This window comes from Citrobacter sp. C13 (genome assembly GCF_014596815.2).
In the GTDB taxonomy this organism is placed as follows: Bacteria; Pseudomonadota; Gammaproteobacteria; order Enterobacterales; family Enterobacteriaceae; genus Citrobacter; species Citrobacter portucalensis.
Map to the genome: position 1 here is coordinate 34,836 of NZ_CP115026.1, position 15,204 is coordinate 50,039.

The 15,204-nt window shown below is 50.8% G+C and carries 17 protein-coding genes; 4 read left to right on the forward strand and 13 right to left on the reverse strand.

Annotated features, from left to right (window positions below; all coding sequences use genetic code 11):
• Positions 1 to 213: 213 nt before the first annotated feature.
• Positions 214 to 891: a hypothetical protein gene (locus tag IB222_RS25230; RefSeq protein ID WP_081365267.1), complete on the forward strand. Its 678-nt coding sequence runs from the start codon at positions 214 to 216 to the stop codon at positions 889 to 891.
• Positions 892 to 929: 38 nt separating this feature from the next.
• Here the strand turns inward: IB222_RS25230 and IB222_RS25235 are convergent, their stop codons facing one another.
• Positions 930 to 1,283 carry a hypothetical protein gene (locus tag IB222_RS25235; protein ID WP_162933659.1) on the reverse strand — a complete coding sequence of 118 codons (354 nt, stop codon included), beginning with the start codon at positions 1,281 to 1,283 and terminating at the stop codon, positions 930 to 932.
• 5 nt (positions 1,284 to 1,288) lie between these two features.
• A complete protein-coding gene (locus IB222_RS25240; protein WP_149384940.1) occupies positions 1,289 to 1,954 on the reverse strand; it encodes an AAA family ATPase in 666 nt (221 codons plus the stop codon).
• Between the two features lie 336 nt (positions 1,955 to 2,290).
• Here IB222_RS25240 and IB222_RS25245 point away from each other — a divergent pair, with 336 nt between their 5' ends.
• Both IB222_RS25245 and IB222_RS25250 read left to right on the forward strand, forming a co-directional pair.
• On the forward strand, positions 2,291 to 2,560 hold the full coding sequence (locus IB222_RS25245) for a DUF1778 domain-containing protein (protein ID WP_006812497.1): 270 nt from the start codon (positions 2,291 to 2,293) through the stop codon (positions 2,558 to 2,560).
• Positions 2,561 to 2,563: 3 nt separating this feature from the next.
• On the forward strand, positions 2,564 to 3,088 hold the full coding sequence (locus IB222_RS25250) for a GNAT family N-acetyltransferase (protein WP_006812498.1): 525 nt from the start codon (positions 2,564 to 2,566) through the stop codon (positions 3,086 to 3,088).
• 27 nt (positions 3,089 to 3,115) lie between these two features.
• Here the strand turns inward: IB222_RS25250 and IB222_RS25255 are convergent, their stop codons facing one another.
• The 5 genes from IB222_RS25255 to IB222_RS25275 all read right to left on the reverse strand — a co-directional run bounded on the left by IB222_RS25255 (position 3,116) and on the right by IB222_RS25275 (position 4,710).
• Entirely contained in the window at positions 3,116 to 3,280 is a 165-nt protein-coding gene (locus tag IB222_RS25255) for a hypothetical protein (protein ID WP_348926042.1), read from the reverse strand.
• A complete protein-coding gene (locus IB222_RS25260) occupies positions 3,273 to 3,524 on the reverse strand; it encodes a hypothetical protein (RefSeq protein WP_188055407.1) in 252 nt (83 codons plus the stop codon). Before IB222_RS25260 ends, IB222_RS25255 begins: the two co-directional genes overlap by 8 nt.
• Before the next feature lies 1 nt (position 3,525).
• Positions 3,526 to 4,218: a membrane protein gene (locus IB222_RS25265; protein ID WP_006812500.1), complete on the reverse strand. Its 693-nt coding sequence runs from the start codon at positions 4,216 to 4,218 to the stop codon at positions 3,526 to 3,528.
• Positions 4,219 to 4,231: 13 nt separating this feature from the next.
• Positions 4,232 to 4,555 (reverse strand): hypothetical protein, encoded by a 324-nt coding sequence (locus IB222_RS25270; RefSeq protein ID WP_149384942.1) that lies wholly within the window; start codon positions 4,553 to 4,555, stop codon positions 4,232 to 4,234.
• A 74-nt stretch (positions 4,556 to 4,629) separates the two neighbouring features.
• Positions 4,630 to 4,710, reverse strand: a complete 81-nt coding sequence (locus IB222_RS25275) for a hypothetical protein (RefSeq protein WP_223145831.1) — start codon at positions 4,708 to 4,710, stop codon at positions 4,630 to 4,632.
• Here IB222_RS25275 and IB222_RS25280 point away from each other — a divergent pair.
• On the forward strand, positions 4,685 to 4,993 hold the full coding sequence (locus IB222_RS25280; RefSeq protein WP_188055418.1) for a hypothetical protein: 309 nt from the start codon (positions 4,685 to 4,687) through the stop codon (positions 4,991 to 4,993). The two genes, IB222_RS25275 and IB222_RS25280, sit on opposite strands and share 26 nt — an antisense overlap.
• A gap of 113 nt (positions 4,994 to 5,106) precedes the next feature.
• Here the strand turns inward: IB222_RS25280 and IB222_RS25285 are convergent, their stop codons facing one another.
• From IB222_RS25285 to IB222_RS25310, 6 genes are all read right to left on the reverse strand, one after another.
• Positions 5,107 to 5,679, reverse strand: coding sequence for a tail fiber assembly protein (locus tag IB222_RS25285; RefSeq protein WP_149384943.1), 573 nt, complete (start codon positions 5,677 to 5,679; stop codon positions 5,107 to 5,109).
• Positions 5,679 to 8,381, reverse strand: coding sequence for a phage tail protein (locus IB222_RS25290; RefSeq protein ID WP_188055409.1), 2,703 nt, complete (start codon positions 8,379 to 8,381; stop codon positions 5,679 to 5,681). Before IB222_RS25290 ends, IB222_RS25285 begins: the two co-directional genes overlap by 1 nt.
• Positions 8,382 to 8,495: 114 nt before the next feature.
• Positions 8,496 to 13,112 (reverse strand): phage tail protein, encoded by a 4,617-nt coding sequence (locus IB222_RS25295; protein ID WP_188055412.1) that lies wholly within the window; start codon positions 13,110 to 13,112, stop codon positions 8,496 to 8,498.
• Between the two features lie 21 nt (positions 13,113 to 13,133).
• On the reverse strand, positions 13,134 to 13,721 hold the full coding sequence (locus IB222_RS25300) for a tail assembly protein (protein WP_023316017.1): 588 nt from the start codon (positions 13,719 to 13,721) through the stop codon (positions 13,134 to 13,136).
• A complete protein-coding gene (locus tag IB222_RS25305) occupies positions 13,709 to 14,506 on the reverse strand; it encodes a C40 family peptidase (protein ID WP_071692144.1) in 798 nt (265 codons plus the stop codon). The genes IB222_RS25300 and IB222_RS25305 overlap by 13 nt, the downstream gene beginning before the upstream one ends.
• Positions 14,499 to 15,197: a phage minor tail protein L gene (locus IB222_RS25310; protein ID WP_016051624.1), complete on the reverse strand. Its 699-nt coding sequence runs from the start codon at positions 15,195 to 15,197 to the stop codon at positions 14,499 to 14,501. The genes IB222_RS25305 and IB222_RS25310 overlap by 8 nt, the downstream gene beginning before the upstream one ends.
• Positions 15,198 to 15,204 lie beyond the last annotated feature (7 nt).

Here is a 15,204-nt window from a genome sequence, read left to right on the forward strand (position 1 = left end):
ACGGAAGCAGGTTCAAAAGTACCCACCAGACCTGGTTTTAGTCTCATGGTATGCAGCCTTAAGATCTGCTTCGAAGCACCTGCACGCCAGACGGTTGCAACATTGTTAAATGTAACAAATTATTGTAGATTACCCAGACACAAAATAGCGTCAACAACTTAAGAAACGTCCAGAAATAAACGATGTACCAATCACGTAGAAAGGGAATTAAGAATGAAGACGAATAAGTCAGCGGCACTTTTGGTTTTATTATTAGCCGGTTGCGCACAGCAAAGTAACCCACAACAAAATACCACTGTAAAACCGATCTTAACCCAAGAAATATCGCCGGCATCTAACGTAGAGTCAAAGGCGAAAATGGGCGACCTTGCCGTTTATAACACGCTTGTGTCCACGTTAAAAACCGACATGGTCACTCTTGGTAACGCTTCGGGTTCGATGTCTGAGATTAAAGCAGGCAACTATTGCCACGTTGGTGGTGGAGTCTATCGCAACTTTGAAGACCCAAATGCTGTGGGCCTTAAGACCATTGCAGGGCAAGTAGTGAGCCATACTGATAGCGTCAAGTATGACAAGGCCAAAAACACTATATCACCCCCTAACACCACGACGTTCGACGCCACCGAAATATCTATCAAATTCACACAGAATGCCCCCTGCCATGTGGTAAAAAAGATTGTACAGTCTATTTCTTATAATGGTAAAAGCGGCGACGACCTTAAATTCATTTATGCTGAAAGCTACCCAGGCTTAGATGAGACTAAGACCGAGTTTTCTGTGCCTCTTTCCGATGCGAAAACAAGAGTCGAATATAAAAACCTGGCATTCAAGATTGTTGAAATGGAGGGTACTACAATCCGCTACTACGTATTACCGTCTGGCAATAAATAAACCACTTTAAAATAAAGGCGCCAACCGGCGCCTTATTCTCAACTCTTCTTCATCAGCTCGCGTTTGATTTCATCGGTACGCATCGTGACGTCGGCAGCTGTAATCGCCTCGTTCAGTTTCACGATGTCTTCGATTTCCTGCGGTGACTTCTCTGCCAGATGGAAAATGGCTGCACGAATCACGTCAGAACGGGTGAATTTCTCGAAACGAGGGATGAACTTCATCATCTCCAGCAGATCGAAGTACTCGTCTTCCAGCGACATTGTGCGGCTCTTAATCTTCTCTTTCCCACGAGTCGGACGCCCCTGCGGTCTGACTGGCTGGCGCATTGGGGTGCTGCTTTTTACCGGTTCTTCCGGATCTTTGCGCTTTGCAAGGTCTCCCATTCTCATGGACATTATTCTTCCTCCAGACTCATGATGTAATCTACAAACTCTTCGAACTCGGCTTCTGCCTTCTTATCGCGTTCGGCGCCAGTCATTTCAAAGATAGAACGACCTGCCTCTTCCGCGTCGTCATAAACGTTACGGTTGTACAGGTTAACCGGCGCAGCCTCGATGCCGAATGTCTCGACAATTTCCTTCGCTGCCAGAATACGTGACGCCTGGGAAGGCAGTGACGGACACTGGTTCACTACCGCGCGGATCTTCACAGTCTCGTTCACGTTGCGAACGTTGTCGATAATCGGGTCGATATCACGCAGGGATTTCAAATCACGACGCTTAGGGCGCAGCGGGATGATAATCACGTCAGCCATAAGCATCGCCAGACGCTGAATTTCGGAGTCAAAGCCACCAGCATCCACCACTACATAATCGGTGCGTCCCTGAAGTGATTTAAGATGTTTGACGATGTCGTCCTGAACGTATGCGAACGGGATTAGCTCAAGATCTTCGTTCTGGCGACGGTCTTCACACCAGCTCGTAGTTGTGCGCTGAATATCAATATCGGTTACATGAACCTTCTTTTTCTTTTTAACTTTGAGGCATACCGCAATTTGCTGGGCAACGGTAGATTTGCCTGGGCCGCCTTTTGTGCCGCCAACCACAATGATCTTGGTCATTGGTGAGTTCCCTTTGCGTGAATTATTGTCGTATGAAACAACTTGTTTTCTTATATGCGATATAGCCTAAATGCCTACGGCTACGGTGTAAAGGTGAAATGATAGGCAGTACGGGTGTTGGCTCACAGGACAAACAATCAGTTGAAAGTTTATTCGATTGGCTTTATAGTTCTTGTACGGAAAGATGCCGTACAAAGAGTGGCGTAATCCGTCTACAAAACTAAATGCGAAAAACTGAAAATCGAAAAACTGAAAACTGAAAACTGAAAACTGAAAACTGAAAAATCGACTATAGAGATGCCTCGCGAGTCAAGGCGTGGGGCTAGGAGTACAAGCATGTCAGCACTGAAAAAACAGCGCATCGATCTCAGATTAACCGACGACGACAAGAGCATGATCGAAGAAGCTGCGGCAATGACCAACCAGACAATTACTCAGTTTATGGTTGCCAGTGCCTCTGAACGTGCTGCGGAAGTGATAGAGCAACATCGTCGCCTGATTCTTAGCGAAGAGTCATGGAATATAGTGATGGATGCCATCAGTAACCCGCCTGCACCGAATGATAGGCTGAAACGAGCTGCCGAGCGTCTACAAAGCATGGAGTAAGACGTGGCCAACCTGACCATTGAGATGTTTTCAGAAGAGGCTGTATATGATTTCTCATGCTTCGACTGCGGAGAAACGTCTCTCAATGATTTTCTTAACAATCGCCTCGCCCAGCAACACAGCGGGCGTATATTACGCGGATATCTGCTTCTGACGAGAGATCCGATACCGAAAGTGATGGGGTTTTACACGTTGTCCGGGAGCTGCTTTGCAAGAAACACGCTTCCTTCCAACACTCAACAGCGTAAAGTCCCCTATTCCGACGCCCCAAGCGTTACGCTCGGTCGTCTGGCAATAGACAAAAGTATCCAGCGACAAGGGTATGGGGAAACGCTGGTGGCACATGCGATGAAAGTGGTATACCGGGCTTCCCTGGCCGTTGGGATCTACGCTTTGTTTGTTGACGCCAAAAATGAGAATGCGATGCGGTTTTATAAGCAGTTAGGCTTTACCCCTCTTACGGGTGATAACGCCAATTCGCTGTTCTATCCCACAAAAGGCATTGAGAAGTTGTTTGGTGGAAAATAAAGAAGCCCCTCGATTGAGGGGCTTTTTCTAACTCGCTGCTTGTCCGGGCTGCCAGTTGCATAACCGCTCTCCCATCGTGTTATGGAAGAGGATCTCACGTTCCGTCTCTTCGGTCATAAAGTCGTCGTTACTGACATAAATAGGGTTTGCTGCATCGCAGAACAGCACGCCGGAAGTCTGTGTCTTAATCACGCAGCCACTTATCATGCAGCTCGCGATGAACAGCAGAAGCATCTTTCCGCCGCACTTCATTAAGTGTCTCATTTTTGACGTCCACTGTGCTTTGAAGCCTTTTCCTGTCCTCCTGTCTGGCCCTCTCTTCGATTGCTTGCCGGGCCGCACGACCTCCCATCGTATAAGCACCGACAAGCACGAAAAGAACGGCAGCCAGAGTCATCAGAGCAAACTTCAGCTTTGAAAATAGGCTGCCGGTCATATCAGACCATCCCGTTCTGGTGTTTTCGCACCTGTGACCAGGCGATAAAGCCAGCCACCACAATGGTCGCGATACCGAAGATGATCCGAACCGTATCACCACTGGTGATGTGTCCCTGCGCCTTGTCCATTGCCGCAGAGACCTGTGGCATGACGTCGGCCAGCTGTGCCAGACCAATTCCCGCCGTAACGGTCGCACCGGCAGTTTCTTTGGTTACAGGAACAGCCTTCACGGTTTTCACCGGCTTAACGACACCAGCGCGACGTAGACCTTCCTCAATAACTTCTGCCGCATACCAGGTGTTCGGCGTTTTGAGCGGGCCACGGCCATTTTCATGACGGATAATCGCCTCCACCAGCGGACGCAGAGTGTCGTAGTCGTGCAGATCGATAATCATGTCCGGGGTCACGCCAACGGCTTTAGATACCTCGTTCACGTAAGCTACGGTGTTGTTTTCATGCGGAGGCGCCCAGCGTTCGATGACTTCGCGGATCGTATCGATGCTGGAGCCATCCTTCGCGCGGCGCTTGTCGTGGTAGGTAATGAGCGTTACTGCCAGCGCTCGAATGCCCCATACGGGATCTTTGAACGTGCAGAAACGCGGTTCGGCAGGGTTGTCAATTAACCCCTGCCACGGCGAACCTTTGTCGAGGTTGCCAGGGTTGTTATTACGAATGCCTCTCGGAGTTTTCATCCTTGATCTCCTGTTATTGCAGTCCATTCTTCACGCCATAAGCGGCCAGACCCAGCAGCAGCGCGGTAATCAGGAACGACGTTATCTTTGAGATAATGCCGCCAAAGAACCCACTGGAGATGGCGTCTAGCCGATTAAGTAGTTTGTCCAGGTTGGAGTGCTGAATGCTGTGTTGCGCTGGTGTCATATCACCAAAGTAGGTTCTGAGCTGATCATTGACCTCCTGGCCAATTTCCTCACGTAGCTCCTTACCTAATTTGCCGACAACTTCGCGCGCAACGATAGCGGCAATGCGCTCTACCTGCTCTGGCGTTACGCCTGCCATCTCGTTCGACATTATTTCCTCCATGAATCGTCAAATCGGGATGGCTGTTTTATACCACAAATCACCCTTACATGGTAGGTAAGTACTTACACACGAGCACCATAAATTGCACCGACTTTAGTCCATGTAGGCACGTTCCCCGTGACAGCCTTACCCGCCGCCACCATTGAGAATGAGCAAGGCGAACAGCCGCAATGCGAGTGCAACCCAATACAGCCGCTGTGGGACGGTGAAGGATTGCCGCCGATGGGCGCAACGGTATTAATCAAACATAAACATGCTACTAGCGAATGGGCGCAACCGGATTTTCATCCTATGGAAATCGTATGTTATGGGAAAGAGTTGGTTATATTCCGCGATCCTGCTGATAATGAGCGGCACGGGAAATTGGCTGATTATGAATTTAAGCTGCTACCTACTGAACGGGCAATTATCCGAAAAGAACAATAAAAAATAATATCGTTTAAAATTAGTTGCTTATGTTAACTTTTTCTTTGTAAACCTGTATTTGGTCAACATTTGGTACACAAAGAAAAAGCGGGGCAATGGCCCCGCGATATAGTTTATGGCGCTGGCGGGAATTCGCAATCATCTTTTGTTGTGTCAACCCTTGCCAGCATTACAGTATATATTTCAAGTTGCTCTAACAATTCTCCCTCTTGTTCGGTTGCAATGCTGTATTTCTTCGCCCGTTCCAGCCGCTTGATCCTGGCTTCTGCTTCTTCCATTAACTCGACTCTTTTAGCATTACGCTCGAACGTTTTGGCGTTTTTCTCGGCTTCCCTGTCAGTTACCCACATCACGCCATTCCATTTATCGTATGGTGTATCAGGCTCAATTGTTGTGAATTCTTCCGGTATATCGCCAAGCGTGTTAACAACAAAGGGTTGCGCTGTTTCCTTGTTCCATACCGTTTTTCCTCGGTAGTCTGCAACATAGTGCCATTTGTCGATAGTCCGATCATAGCATAGCGCTGTGTTTTCCTTTTCTTCTGGCGGCTCAATGGTCGTGCAACCTGGTGGCAATCCGGTAAACGGCGCAACATGAACAGGACCGGAGTCAATAAACATGCCGCTTGATTCATCAAAGAAAAACACGTTGATTATTCTTTCTTCGCTTGAAAATTCGATGTTCATTATGCAAGCCTCACAATATAGTTAAATGCCAGGTTTTTGACGATGTTTTCACCACCCGTGCCGTCAACCGTTACGCCGTGACTATGTGCGCCTAACTCTATTGTATGCGAGTGACCGCCAATCCCTACACTGTGGCTATGTGCGCCGATGTATGTACTGTGCGCGTGTGCACCAGCGGCGGAAATTGCATCCCAATTGTACTCTCCACGCCAGTAGTTAGCGTCAATGTCAATTCTGAGCGTAGAACTACCTGAGCCACCAGAACGCCTTAAACCGTGTGAGTGGTTGCCTTGTGTATCACTACCTTTTGCGCCGTAGTCAAACGCGTCTGTACCTTTCGTGCCATAGTCGAACCAGCTTGTACCAGGCGATCCAAGATCGGTTGCTGCTACTGATGCGGTGTGACCATGCCACATCACCTGTTGATCCTCGAATGACAACGGATCCCTGTTATCCGGTTTACCTTTAATAACCATTCCGCGCATATCTGGCAGTGTGCCGGATGGGTAGGCGGCGGCTAATTGCGGGTAAGCGCCAGTATCAAACGCCTGGCCTTGCATTAATGCGTACCCGTTCGGCGGTGTATTAGTGGGCCACGGTAACGGAACACCAACCGGAATTGGGTCTTGTGCTGGTGGTGGATTGGCGGTGTTGTAATCCCTGCGCCAGCCTGGTAAATAGTCGTTCCCGTGGTTAATATAAGTAAATTGCGCATTTGCCACGCCATCCATAACGGTTGTCGGCGTAGTTACGCGTATAGTCATCGCGCTACGATAACCCATTACCTCTATAACGGATCCGGCTAATGGGATTTTGCCGTTGCCGTTTGTGTCTGTAATAACCCTGTTATTTGCATAGCTCCATGATCCTTTGCACACCCAATAAATATGATTAAACGCTCCAACACTTTCGAGCCACGAAATAAATTCGGCAGTAGTCCATTCACCTCCCCCGCCTATATTGCCAATATCTAAGGCTTTTGGTGATTTTATATTCCTCAAAAACATGTCTTTATCTGGAATATCCGCGCCGTTCTGGTTTTTATCTAATTTTTGGGCAATGTTATTGTTTACAGTTGCCGCGAAATTAGGATCATTACCCAATGCAGCCGCTAATTCATTCAACGTATCAAGCGCGGCTGGCGCTGAATCAAGCAACTCCGCGATCCGGTTTCTTACAAAACGCGCGTTTGCAATCTCGGATCCTGTTGCCGCGTCCGGCGTTTCTGCCAGCGGTGTTCCCGTAAATACAGGGCTGTTAATTGGTGCTTTGCCAGCAAGCGCGGCGCTAAGTGAATCATTGATTGCGTTTGCGGCTAACCTTACTTTGTTTACTGCTGCTGGCGTGGCTGCCAATGTTTCGCTATCGCTCGCGTCATCGCTTGACAGTTGCACAATACCTTTTTGCGTTAATGAAGCGTCACCAACAACCATTGAGCCAGCAAAACTTTCAGCCTCATCTCTGAATTGTTTGGCTTCATCCCTGAATTGTTTGGAATGTTCTTTATGTAGCTTTGATTCCTGCGCGGCGGTTTCAGCTTTCTGAACGCTGTCATTTACAGTCACCGTAATAGCCTCGGTTGTTTTATCCGCTGCCTTTTGCGCTGCGTCAGTTGCCGCTGTTTCTGCTGCCGCTTTCGCCTGATCACTGAATGTTTTGGCCTCATCCTTTGACGCTAATGACTGATCCGCATACAGGCTTGATTCATCTTTGAATTGTCCTGCCTCTGTTTTGTGCTGTTCAGCCTCGTCAGCCGCCAGTTCTGCCGCTTCTTTTTCGGTTTTGGCAGTGCCTGCGCTTAGCGCTGATTCTGCCGCCTTGCTTGCGGATTCGTTTTTGTGCTGTTCTGACTCTTGCGCTGATACTTCCGCTTTGCTTTGCGCCGTTTCCGCTGCTGTTTGCGCCGCCTGAGCACCAGCCTGTGCCGTTTCCGCGCCAGCCTTTGCAGTTTCTGCCGCTGCTTGTGCTGCTTCGGATCCTGCTTGCGCTGTTTCCGCGCCAGTTTTAGCCGCTTCTGCTGCCTCTTTGCTTGCGTTTGTGCTGGTGGCTGCCGTTTCCGCTGCTTGCCTGTCTTCACCAGTTTTATTGGCGTTTTCTGCCGCAAGTGCTGAATGGCCCGCCGCCGCTTCTTCTGATGCAGCCGCGGCCGCGGCACTCTGGCTTGCTTCGGTGGCTTTAGAAGACGCTGTATTGGCGCTTTCTGTAGCGGCAGCAGCACTGGCAGCAGCTTCCCTGGCCTTGTCGCCAGCGGCGTTAATGGCGTCGGCGTTATCCGTATACCATTTCTGGTTTGCGTTGTGCTCATCGACGATCTGCGTCAGCGACTTCACGGTCACTTCCGTACCGTCTTCACGCTCAAGCGTTACCTCATCAACTGCCGTCAACCAGCTGCGCATCATCTTCGAGTCGGCTGACATTCGGGTCATGAGCGCGGTAAAGCGTGCGCTGAACTGCGTTAAGTCGCCTTCATAGGTTGTGATGATGCGGCACGGAACGTCCGTCTGGGTCTCACCCGTGTACGGTTCCGCGAGAATCAGACTTGTGTCGCTAATTACGCGCTTAATTTCGTACAATTTGTTGTCAGGGCCGATGACGATCATGCCCGGCAAAACGCCGTTGGCGGTCACATTCCAGTACGTGCCAGTACCAGAAAGTGCGTCACTTCCCTGTGTAAATGTGATAGTACCTTCCCTGTACCACATATTCTCTCCTTGAAAGGACGGGCATCCATGCCCGCCATAAGTAAGTACATACCTATATTACTTGTTATAAAAACGCATTTCTACACTGCATAAAATAACAATTAACGCATTGAGTTAGCTAATAACAATACCTGAAGTACTCTTTTTAACGACTATCACTAATAGGTCGCTGACACGAGATCGAGGCCAACCTCCACTGTTTCCTCTTGTACTTGCAGTAAATGTCAGTGTTTTGGCACCACGACCTGCAGGCATGTCAAAAATCGCATTATAACATTCCTGCTTCCCTGAACTTGTTGCCTGATAAATCAGTGACCCGTTATGAGTAACTTTAAAAGTACATTCATCCCAGACATCGTTACTCGTATTACTTTCATATGAGCTTCCCGAAAATAAAATGGGTGGAATAATTATCTGTCGGTCAAAAGATTGATCGTCATGAACAGTGACGGTCAGACTTCCGTTAGCATATAAATACTCCCCTGTTGTCGGGTTTTTAAAGTGAGGAAACTCCCTACCCGCTGCTTTAACAACATCGCCTATGATCTTTTCAGCTCTTAGCGTGCCATTAATGATACATGTGTCAGCGATAGTGACGTGGTTCAGCGTGCCAGAATTAGCATCTACATTTCCCCTGAATGTTCCGTTGCAAAACTCGGCTGTTCCATCTTTACGAATACTCCATCCGGATCTTCCTGAAACATAGTCATTTGACTGAATCACGTTGCCAATCTTGGCATTACTGATCGTCCCGTCTTTAATCCATGCTCCATTCATATAAGCAACACCGTTCTCTATGACAAACGGCGTTGTGATCTTCCCGTTTACGGAGTTGACCAGACCAAAACAGTCTGCCTGAACCAAAAACTGCGATAGACCGGTGCTGTCGATACCCAGCGCGATACCTGCAACGTACTTCTGGCCGCCACTGGTAGACGTTTCCATCTTCAGTGTCCAGGCAGCAGAAACCTTCTTATCGGTATCAGCAATGGCCTTCGCCTGCTCCTGGATGAGAGCCGAGTTACCATCAACTTCAGCCTTAACTGTATCAATTCTCTTACCGAGAGCACCGTCAGCATTTGCACGCGCGGTGGCTTCGGATGTGATAGCAGCGTTGATATCTTTGCCGGTCTGAGCCTGAAGATTGGTGATCTGCCCGGCCAGAGCAGAGTCGGCATCTGTACGCGCTTTCGTCTCCGTGTCGACAGCGGCCTTGATGTCCTCACCAGTCTGGGCCTTCAGTTGGGTGATTTGCTTCGATAGCGCCTCATCCGCTGTGGCTCGGGCAATCTGCTCTTCAGTGAGTGCCGCGCTGATATCCCCTTCAACTTTCGCCTGCAACGTGGTGATCTGACGAGAAAGCGCTTCGTCCGCAGTCGCACGCGCCTCTTGTTCAGCAACAATGGCCGCTGAGATATCGTCGTTGAGCTGGGCTTCCAGCTTGGAGATATGCGTCGCAATAGCCTTATCAGCCTCTACGCGAGCCGTTGTCTCTTCCAGAATCGATGCCCGGATGTCCTCACCAATTTCTGCGCGGATCTCTTCCACTTTTGAGGCCATTGCAGACATATCGTCGGCAAACGTCTTCTGAGTGGTGGCGATCTTCGCGTTATTGACCATTTGCTTGTGCTGGTCTTCATCCTGACGCAGAGCGAGGTCAATATTGGTTTTAGCCAGAGCCTCGATATTGGTCGATACTTCCGCGCTGGCGCGTTCGACTTCGGCAACGGTCTTTTTCATCTCTTCGACGGCGGCAACGCTGTCATCGACGGAGGATTTCATTGCCTCAATCTGTTTGGCATTTGCCTTATCGCCTTCGACACGGGCTTCACGCTCTTCAGCAATCAGCGCGGAGGCATTGTCGAGCGCAGCGTGTGCCGCTTCCACAGCACCTGCAACGGCTTTGCCCTGCTCGGAAACGGTCTCCTGCAACTCAACCAGAGCCGCATTAGAGTCCTCAACCTGTTGCAGCGCGTCGTTGACCTTGTCCAGCGTGCCAGAGACTTCATTTTTGAGGTCGTTCTGGGCCTGTTCAAGCCGACCGCTGGTGTCTTCCAGTTTGCTGTCCAGATCGGCAACGGACTGATCAAGCTCTTTCAGGCTTTCTTCCATCTGTTTGTTGATGGCGTCGACCGCATCCTGAGAGGCTTTAGAGTCGATTTCCTCCAGCAGCTCCTGTCCCAGCTCGGAAGAGGTGATCTTCCCGGTAAGGAATGAGAGGACGTCTCGCGTCATCGCTTCCGTACCCAGATTGGAGTTCGGCGGGCTTAACATGCCACGCTTGTTCACCGCGCGAACCCAATAGTACCAGGTCTCGCTATCCCCAAGACCGGCATGGGTGAACGTGGTGCTGGCAGCCTCTGCAATCAACTTTGCCGTTTCCAGATCGTTGGTCTGGGAGGCGTACACGTTGATGTGATCGAGGTCGATTGAGTCCGGGTTGACCCAATTCAGAATCACGTTGCGGTAGTCACCAACGGCCGTCAGAGAGGTAGGAGAGCCTGGCGGCGTCATCGTACCTTTCACCTGGTAAACGGTACTGATGATGTCCGTCTTCTTGCCGCTGAACGAAACCGCATAGAGCTGAATGTCGTATTGGCCATTCTCGGCAATATTGAGGATCTCGAACTGCTCTTCGGTAACGCGTGCGGACTGCCAGTTAGAGACGTTGTTCTCATCGGAACGACGCCAGCTGATCCAATATTCCGCAGACTTACCTTCCCAGGTGGCAACGAGCTTGATTGAGAGGTTGCCCGGACTGGAGATATACGTCCCTTCCGTCACCTGCAGGTTGGTCGGCTTCGAATAAGTCGGGTCGAGAACGGTGTTGTTCTCGGGGATCAGCGTCGCGCCGTTGTCGATGGCTTCGTACTTCGATGCGTTATTCTGGACAACGGTAACGTCAAACGTCCCCTGAGCCTCGCCCTGGGCAACGTTGATAACACGCACGCGCATTGGTTCCAGATCTGGCTCGGTAATCGTCCAGACGCCATTCATAACCGGCATATCACCAGAATTGAGCGCTTTGGAGAAGGTTACTTTGGTAATGTCTTCCCCGGTCTCAAGAATATCGCGCTCAACGATTTCTCCTTCCTGATTCAAGATCCGGATGTAGCTACCAGCCTTATTCAGCGTAACCGGTGCGTCGAGAGTGATGCTGTTCTTTGTGAACGCCACAATGCGGCCAGAGTTGCGTTTACCAGCACGGTATTTGTTCTGAATCAGCACCGTTTCGCCCGGCATCAGGAAGGAAGCATCCAGCCCTGCCGTAAAGCTGATAACGTCGGACTCCATGCGTGCGGTATACAGCAGCCACAGACCGACACGATGCGCCTGGCCACGGCTTGTACAGCCGAACGCAACCACTTCGGTTTTGCGCTCGCCATAACGACGCATCGCCTCCTGGTCTTCGACGTACTCGATGTTCTGCTTGTAGCCGTCTTCCTTGTTGTTGTAGGTCACAAGAGCCACTGACGGACGGTCTTTACGCGCAGATCCCTTGTAACTGAACATGCCATCTTTGACGTTCGCGTTGGTGAACATCATGACCGGATCTGACGGACTATCCTGCATGACGTTAACCATGCCGCCAGCCCAGAAGACCATTCCGCGGAAGGCGCCAGCGATATCCTGAATCAGTCGGTACGCATCCTGACGGCTGGTGATCTGGGTGTTGATAGCGAAGCGCTTCTCTTTGCCACCGAAACCATCGTCAATCTCTTCGTCGCAGTAGCGCCCAATCTGGTAGATCTGCCCGAGGTCAATCATGGACTCAGAAACGTACTGCCCCAGGCCATAACGGGCGTTGGTAAGCAGGTCGAAGAGAATCCAGGCAGGGTTGGAAGATGACAACAGCTTGAATGTGCCATCCCATACGCCGATATAGGTGTTTGTGTGCTCGTCGTAGTTGGACGGGACTCGGATCTTAAGGCCACGCACCAGATACGAACGAGACGGCATCGAGCTGCCGAACTGCTCTGAGTTGACCTTGAGACCAACCAGCGCGGAGTTCGGGTAGTTCATCGGCGTATCAACAATCTCACCGATAGAGTCCACCCACGTATCGTTAAAGATGTACTGAGTGTTGCTGTCATCGGTCAGACGAAGCACGCGAACCTTGTAGGCACGACCTGGCTTGGGCAGTTTTAGCTCATAGCTGCGGTAGTAGACGCCCGTCTTTTTTGCCGTCAGCGTAATTTCGGAAGTGCTCTCCCCTTCTGCGATGGCGTCCTTGAAGGCATTATCGCCATTGGCAATCTGGAATTTGTAATTCACGGTCGTACCGTTGGTATCACCGGTCTTTTTGTCGATGCTACGCAGAGACGGGAACTTAAGAATGACGCGGACACGGTCTGCCTCATCGTTATCGATGGCAATCGTAACGTCGTGCATTCTTTTCAACTGGATGTTGACTGACTTCGGCGTTTCAACGAAATCGAACCCGGACATCGGCGTCTGGTCTTGTGAACCATCGCGGAAGTCCCACGTGATACCGCTAAAGTTTGGAGACCCGTCTTCGTTAAGGATTGGCAGATCATCAACGAAGATCGACTTTGCGCCATCCACCAGCCCGCCAATGACACCCTCCCCGAGCAGGTCGAGGATGGACGCCATAGCACGCGAGTTTACGGTATCGTCGGCTTCAACCGGCGTGCGGCTGGAGCCACTGCTTTTCTTACCGCCAGCACCTGCAATCAGGAGAGGCAGTCTCTTCTTCTTGAACTGTTCCATGTTCAAAAATTTCCCTTCTTACTAAAGCTGGTCGATGGTGATCGAAGAACTCACAACCTGTGAGCCGACCAGAATTTCCTCGCCATAAATGAGCTGAACCGGGTTGCCCTGGTTAGTGGTGTTTTGTGGCCCGTCGAAATAAAACGAGTTCGAGTTATCTGCCTGCCTTACGCTGTCATTGGTCGCCTGGGGCGAAATTAACTGCGAAATACCTCCCATCATTAGCGACAAGCCGAGCGGGGCCAGCGCTGGGAACCAGAATGAGGCAACCATGACGAGTGCCCCTACGACTGTCTGGAACCAACCAAAAGCCTTACCGCCACTACCGCGAGGAACCGGCGTGATGCGGATCTTCGCGATGTTGTCGGACTGCCCCATCATTTGAAACTCGCTCTCATCAACCGACCACTTATGCCCCTGCTTATTGGTGATCTGGATGTGGTAACTGTCGTAGGTCTTCATGTTGCGTTTCATCCAGGCTTTTAAGCCCGGACGGTTGGCTTCGACCAAATCCAACGCCTGTTTGGTGTTGCGCACTTTTAAATGCCAGTGGCGGCCGAAATGTCTGGCCATCGGGCCACCAAGTTGCACATGAACTAACTCAGACACGTTTCATCTCCCTTGAGTAAGTCTCTGTGACGCAGGTGGTGCGTCGTGTGTTTCTGGTACATGCCACCGTAATAAGCGCGACAGCTCAGACGGTCGATCTGGTGGTGCAGGATCATTCCGTCTCCGATGTACACCGCGCAGTGGTCAGGCATCTTTCCGTACTGAATGAAGAAGACGTCACCACGCTGGGGTTCCGTCCCCGGCGCCAGACGAACAAGCCCTTCATTGCGGTAGTTCTGATCGAGAATGTCGGTATCGCCCGTGTACCACGATGGAATATGCAGGTGCGGGTTTGGATTCAACTCGACGTTGAACTCACGCTTCAGGTAGTCGCGGCACAGCATCCAGCAGTCGAAGACACCAAACACATAGGGCCGCCCCAGATAAGGCATCTCAAAGCCGTCTGGGGTGATCACATTCATCTCACTGAAGTGAAATGGCGCATCGCCCTCGACGTTCTTCCGAACAGCCAGAATCAGCCACGGAACTTCCGTTGCCTCGCATCCGGCGCGGTCGGCGTCTGACGCTTCAGCTGATTCGTCAGTGTGGGAGTGCCAGATGGCAACCACGTCTCCCGCATCTTCCGCTGCGATAATGTCGTCAGCGTGCATAACAAACGTGTTTTCCGGGTTTTCCGACACGTTCCGGGCTTCCATGAAGCGATATTTCTCGCCAGTGGTACGTACCAGAAAGCCACACGCTTCGTTCGGGTAGCGTTTGATGGCTGTCAGATAGATTTCCTGCATAACGTCCGAACCAAGCTCAGGGAAAGCTCTATTACCCATAACGCGTTGCTCCAATGAACCCGCCAAAGTGGATTACGCCATTGGCAAAGTAGTTACGGCGTGCGTTGCATGAGTCGTAGCGTTTCGTGCAGTAATCCGCGCCTGACATGGTGGTTTGCTGGTTGTTTTTGTCGAAATAGGGGCCGGTGTAGCCGCACTCTGGACCGCGGTATTTCCACGGGCAGGTGTTTTTGATGATCTGGCGGTACGGCAGCTGCACGCCCATCAGATCGAACACACTCGACAGCTCAAACTCGACAACCTCATGGGTTTCGAGAGTCTTCTGTTCGATGAACCACATCTCATCCGGGAAGTGCTGATTTGGATCTGCGGTTGGATTCCCGTCTTTGAAGTTGGCCGCGTCGAGAAAACGCGCCAGCGTCATCTTGCGGATGATGCGACAGCCAACCAGATCGTCGTTTGCCTGAACTTCAGCGGAGACAGTTCCGGCAAAGTTGGAGACCTGGATTTTTGGACGCGGCAAAGTACCCTGACCAGTCTTATCAAAGCCTGACGCCTTGATTGGCCACGGTTCGTAGGACACGCCTTGCCAAACGACTGGCTCCATCAGTTCGTTTGTACCAGCGTGGAAAAACAGCTTGCCCCCAGAGGTGGTGTTCGACATATCAAGTTCGAACAGCTCAATGAGCGCGGAGGGCGACAAGCTCTGAATATCAGCTTTAATACCCATCGTTTCT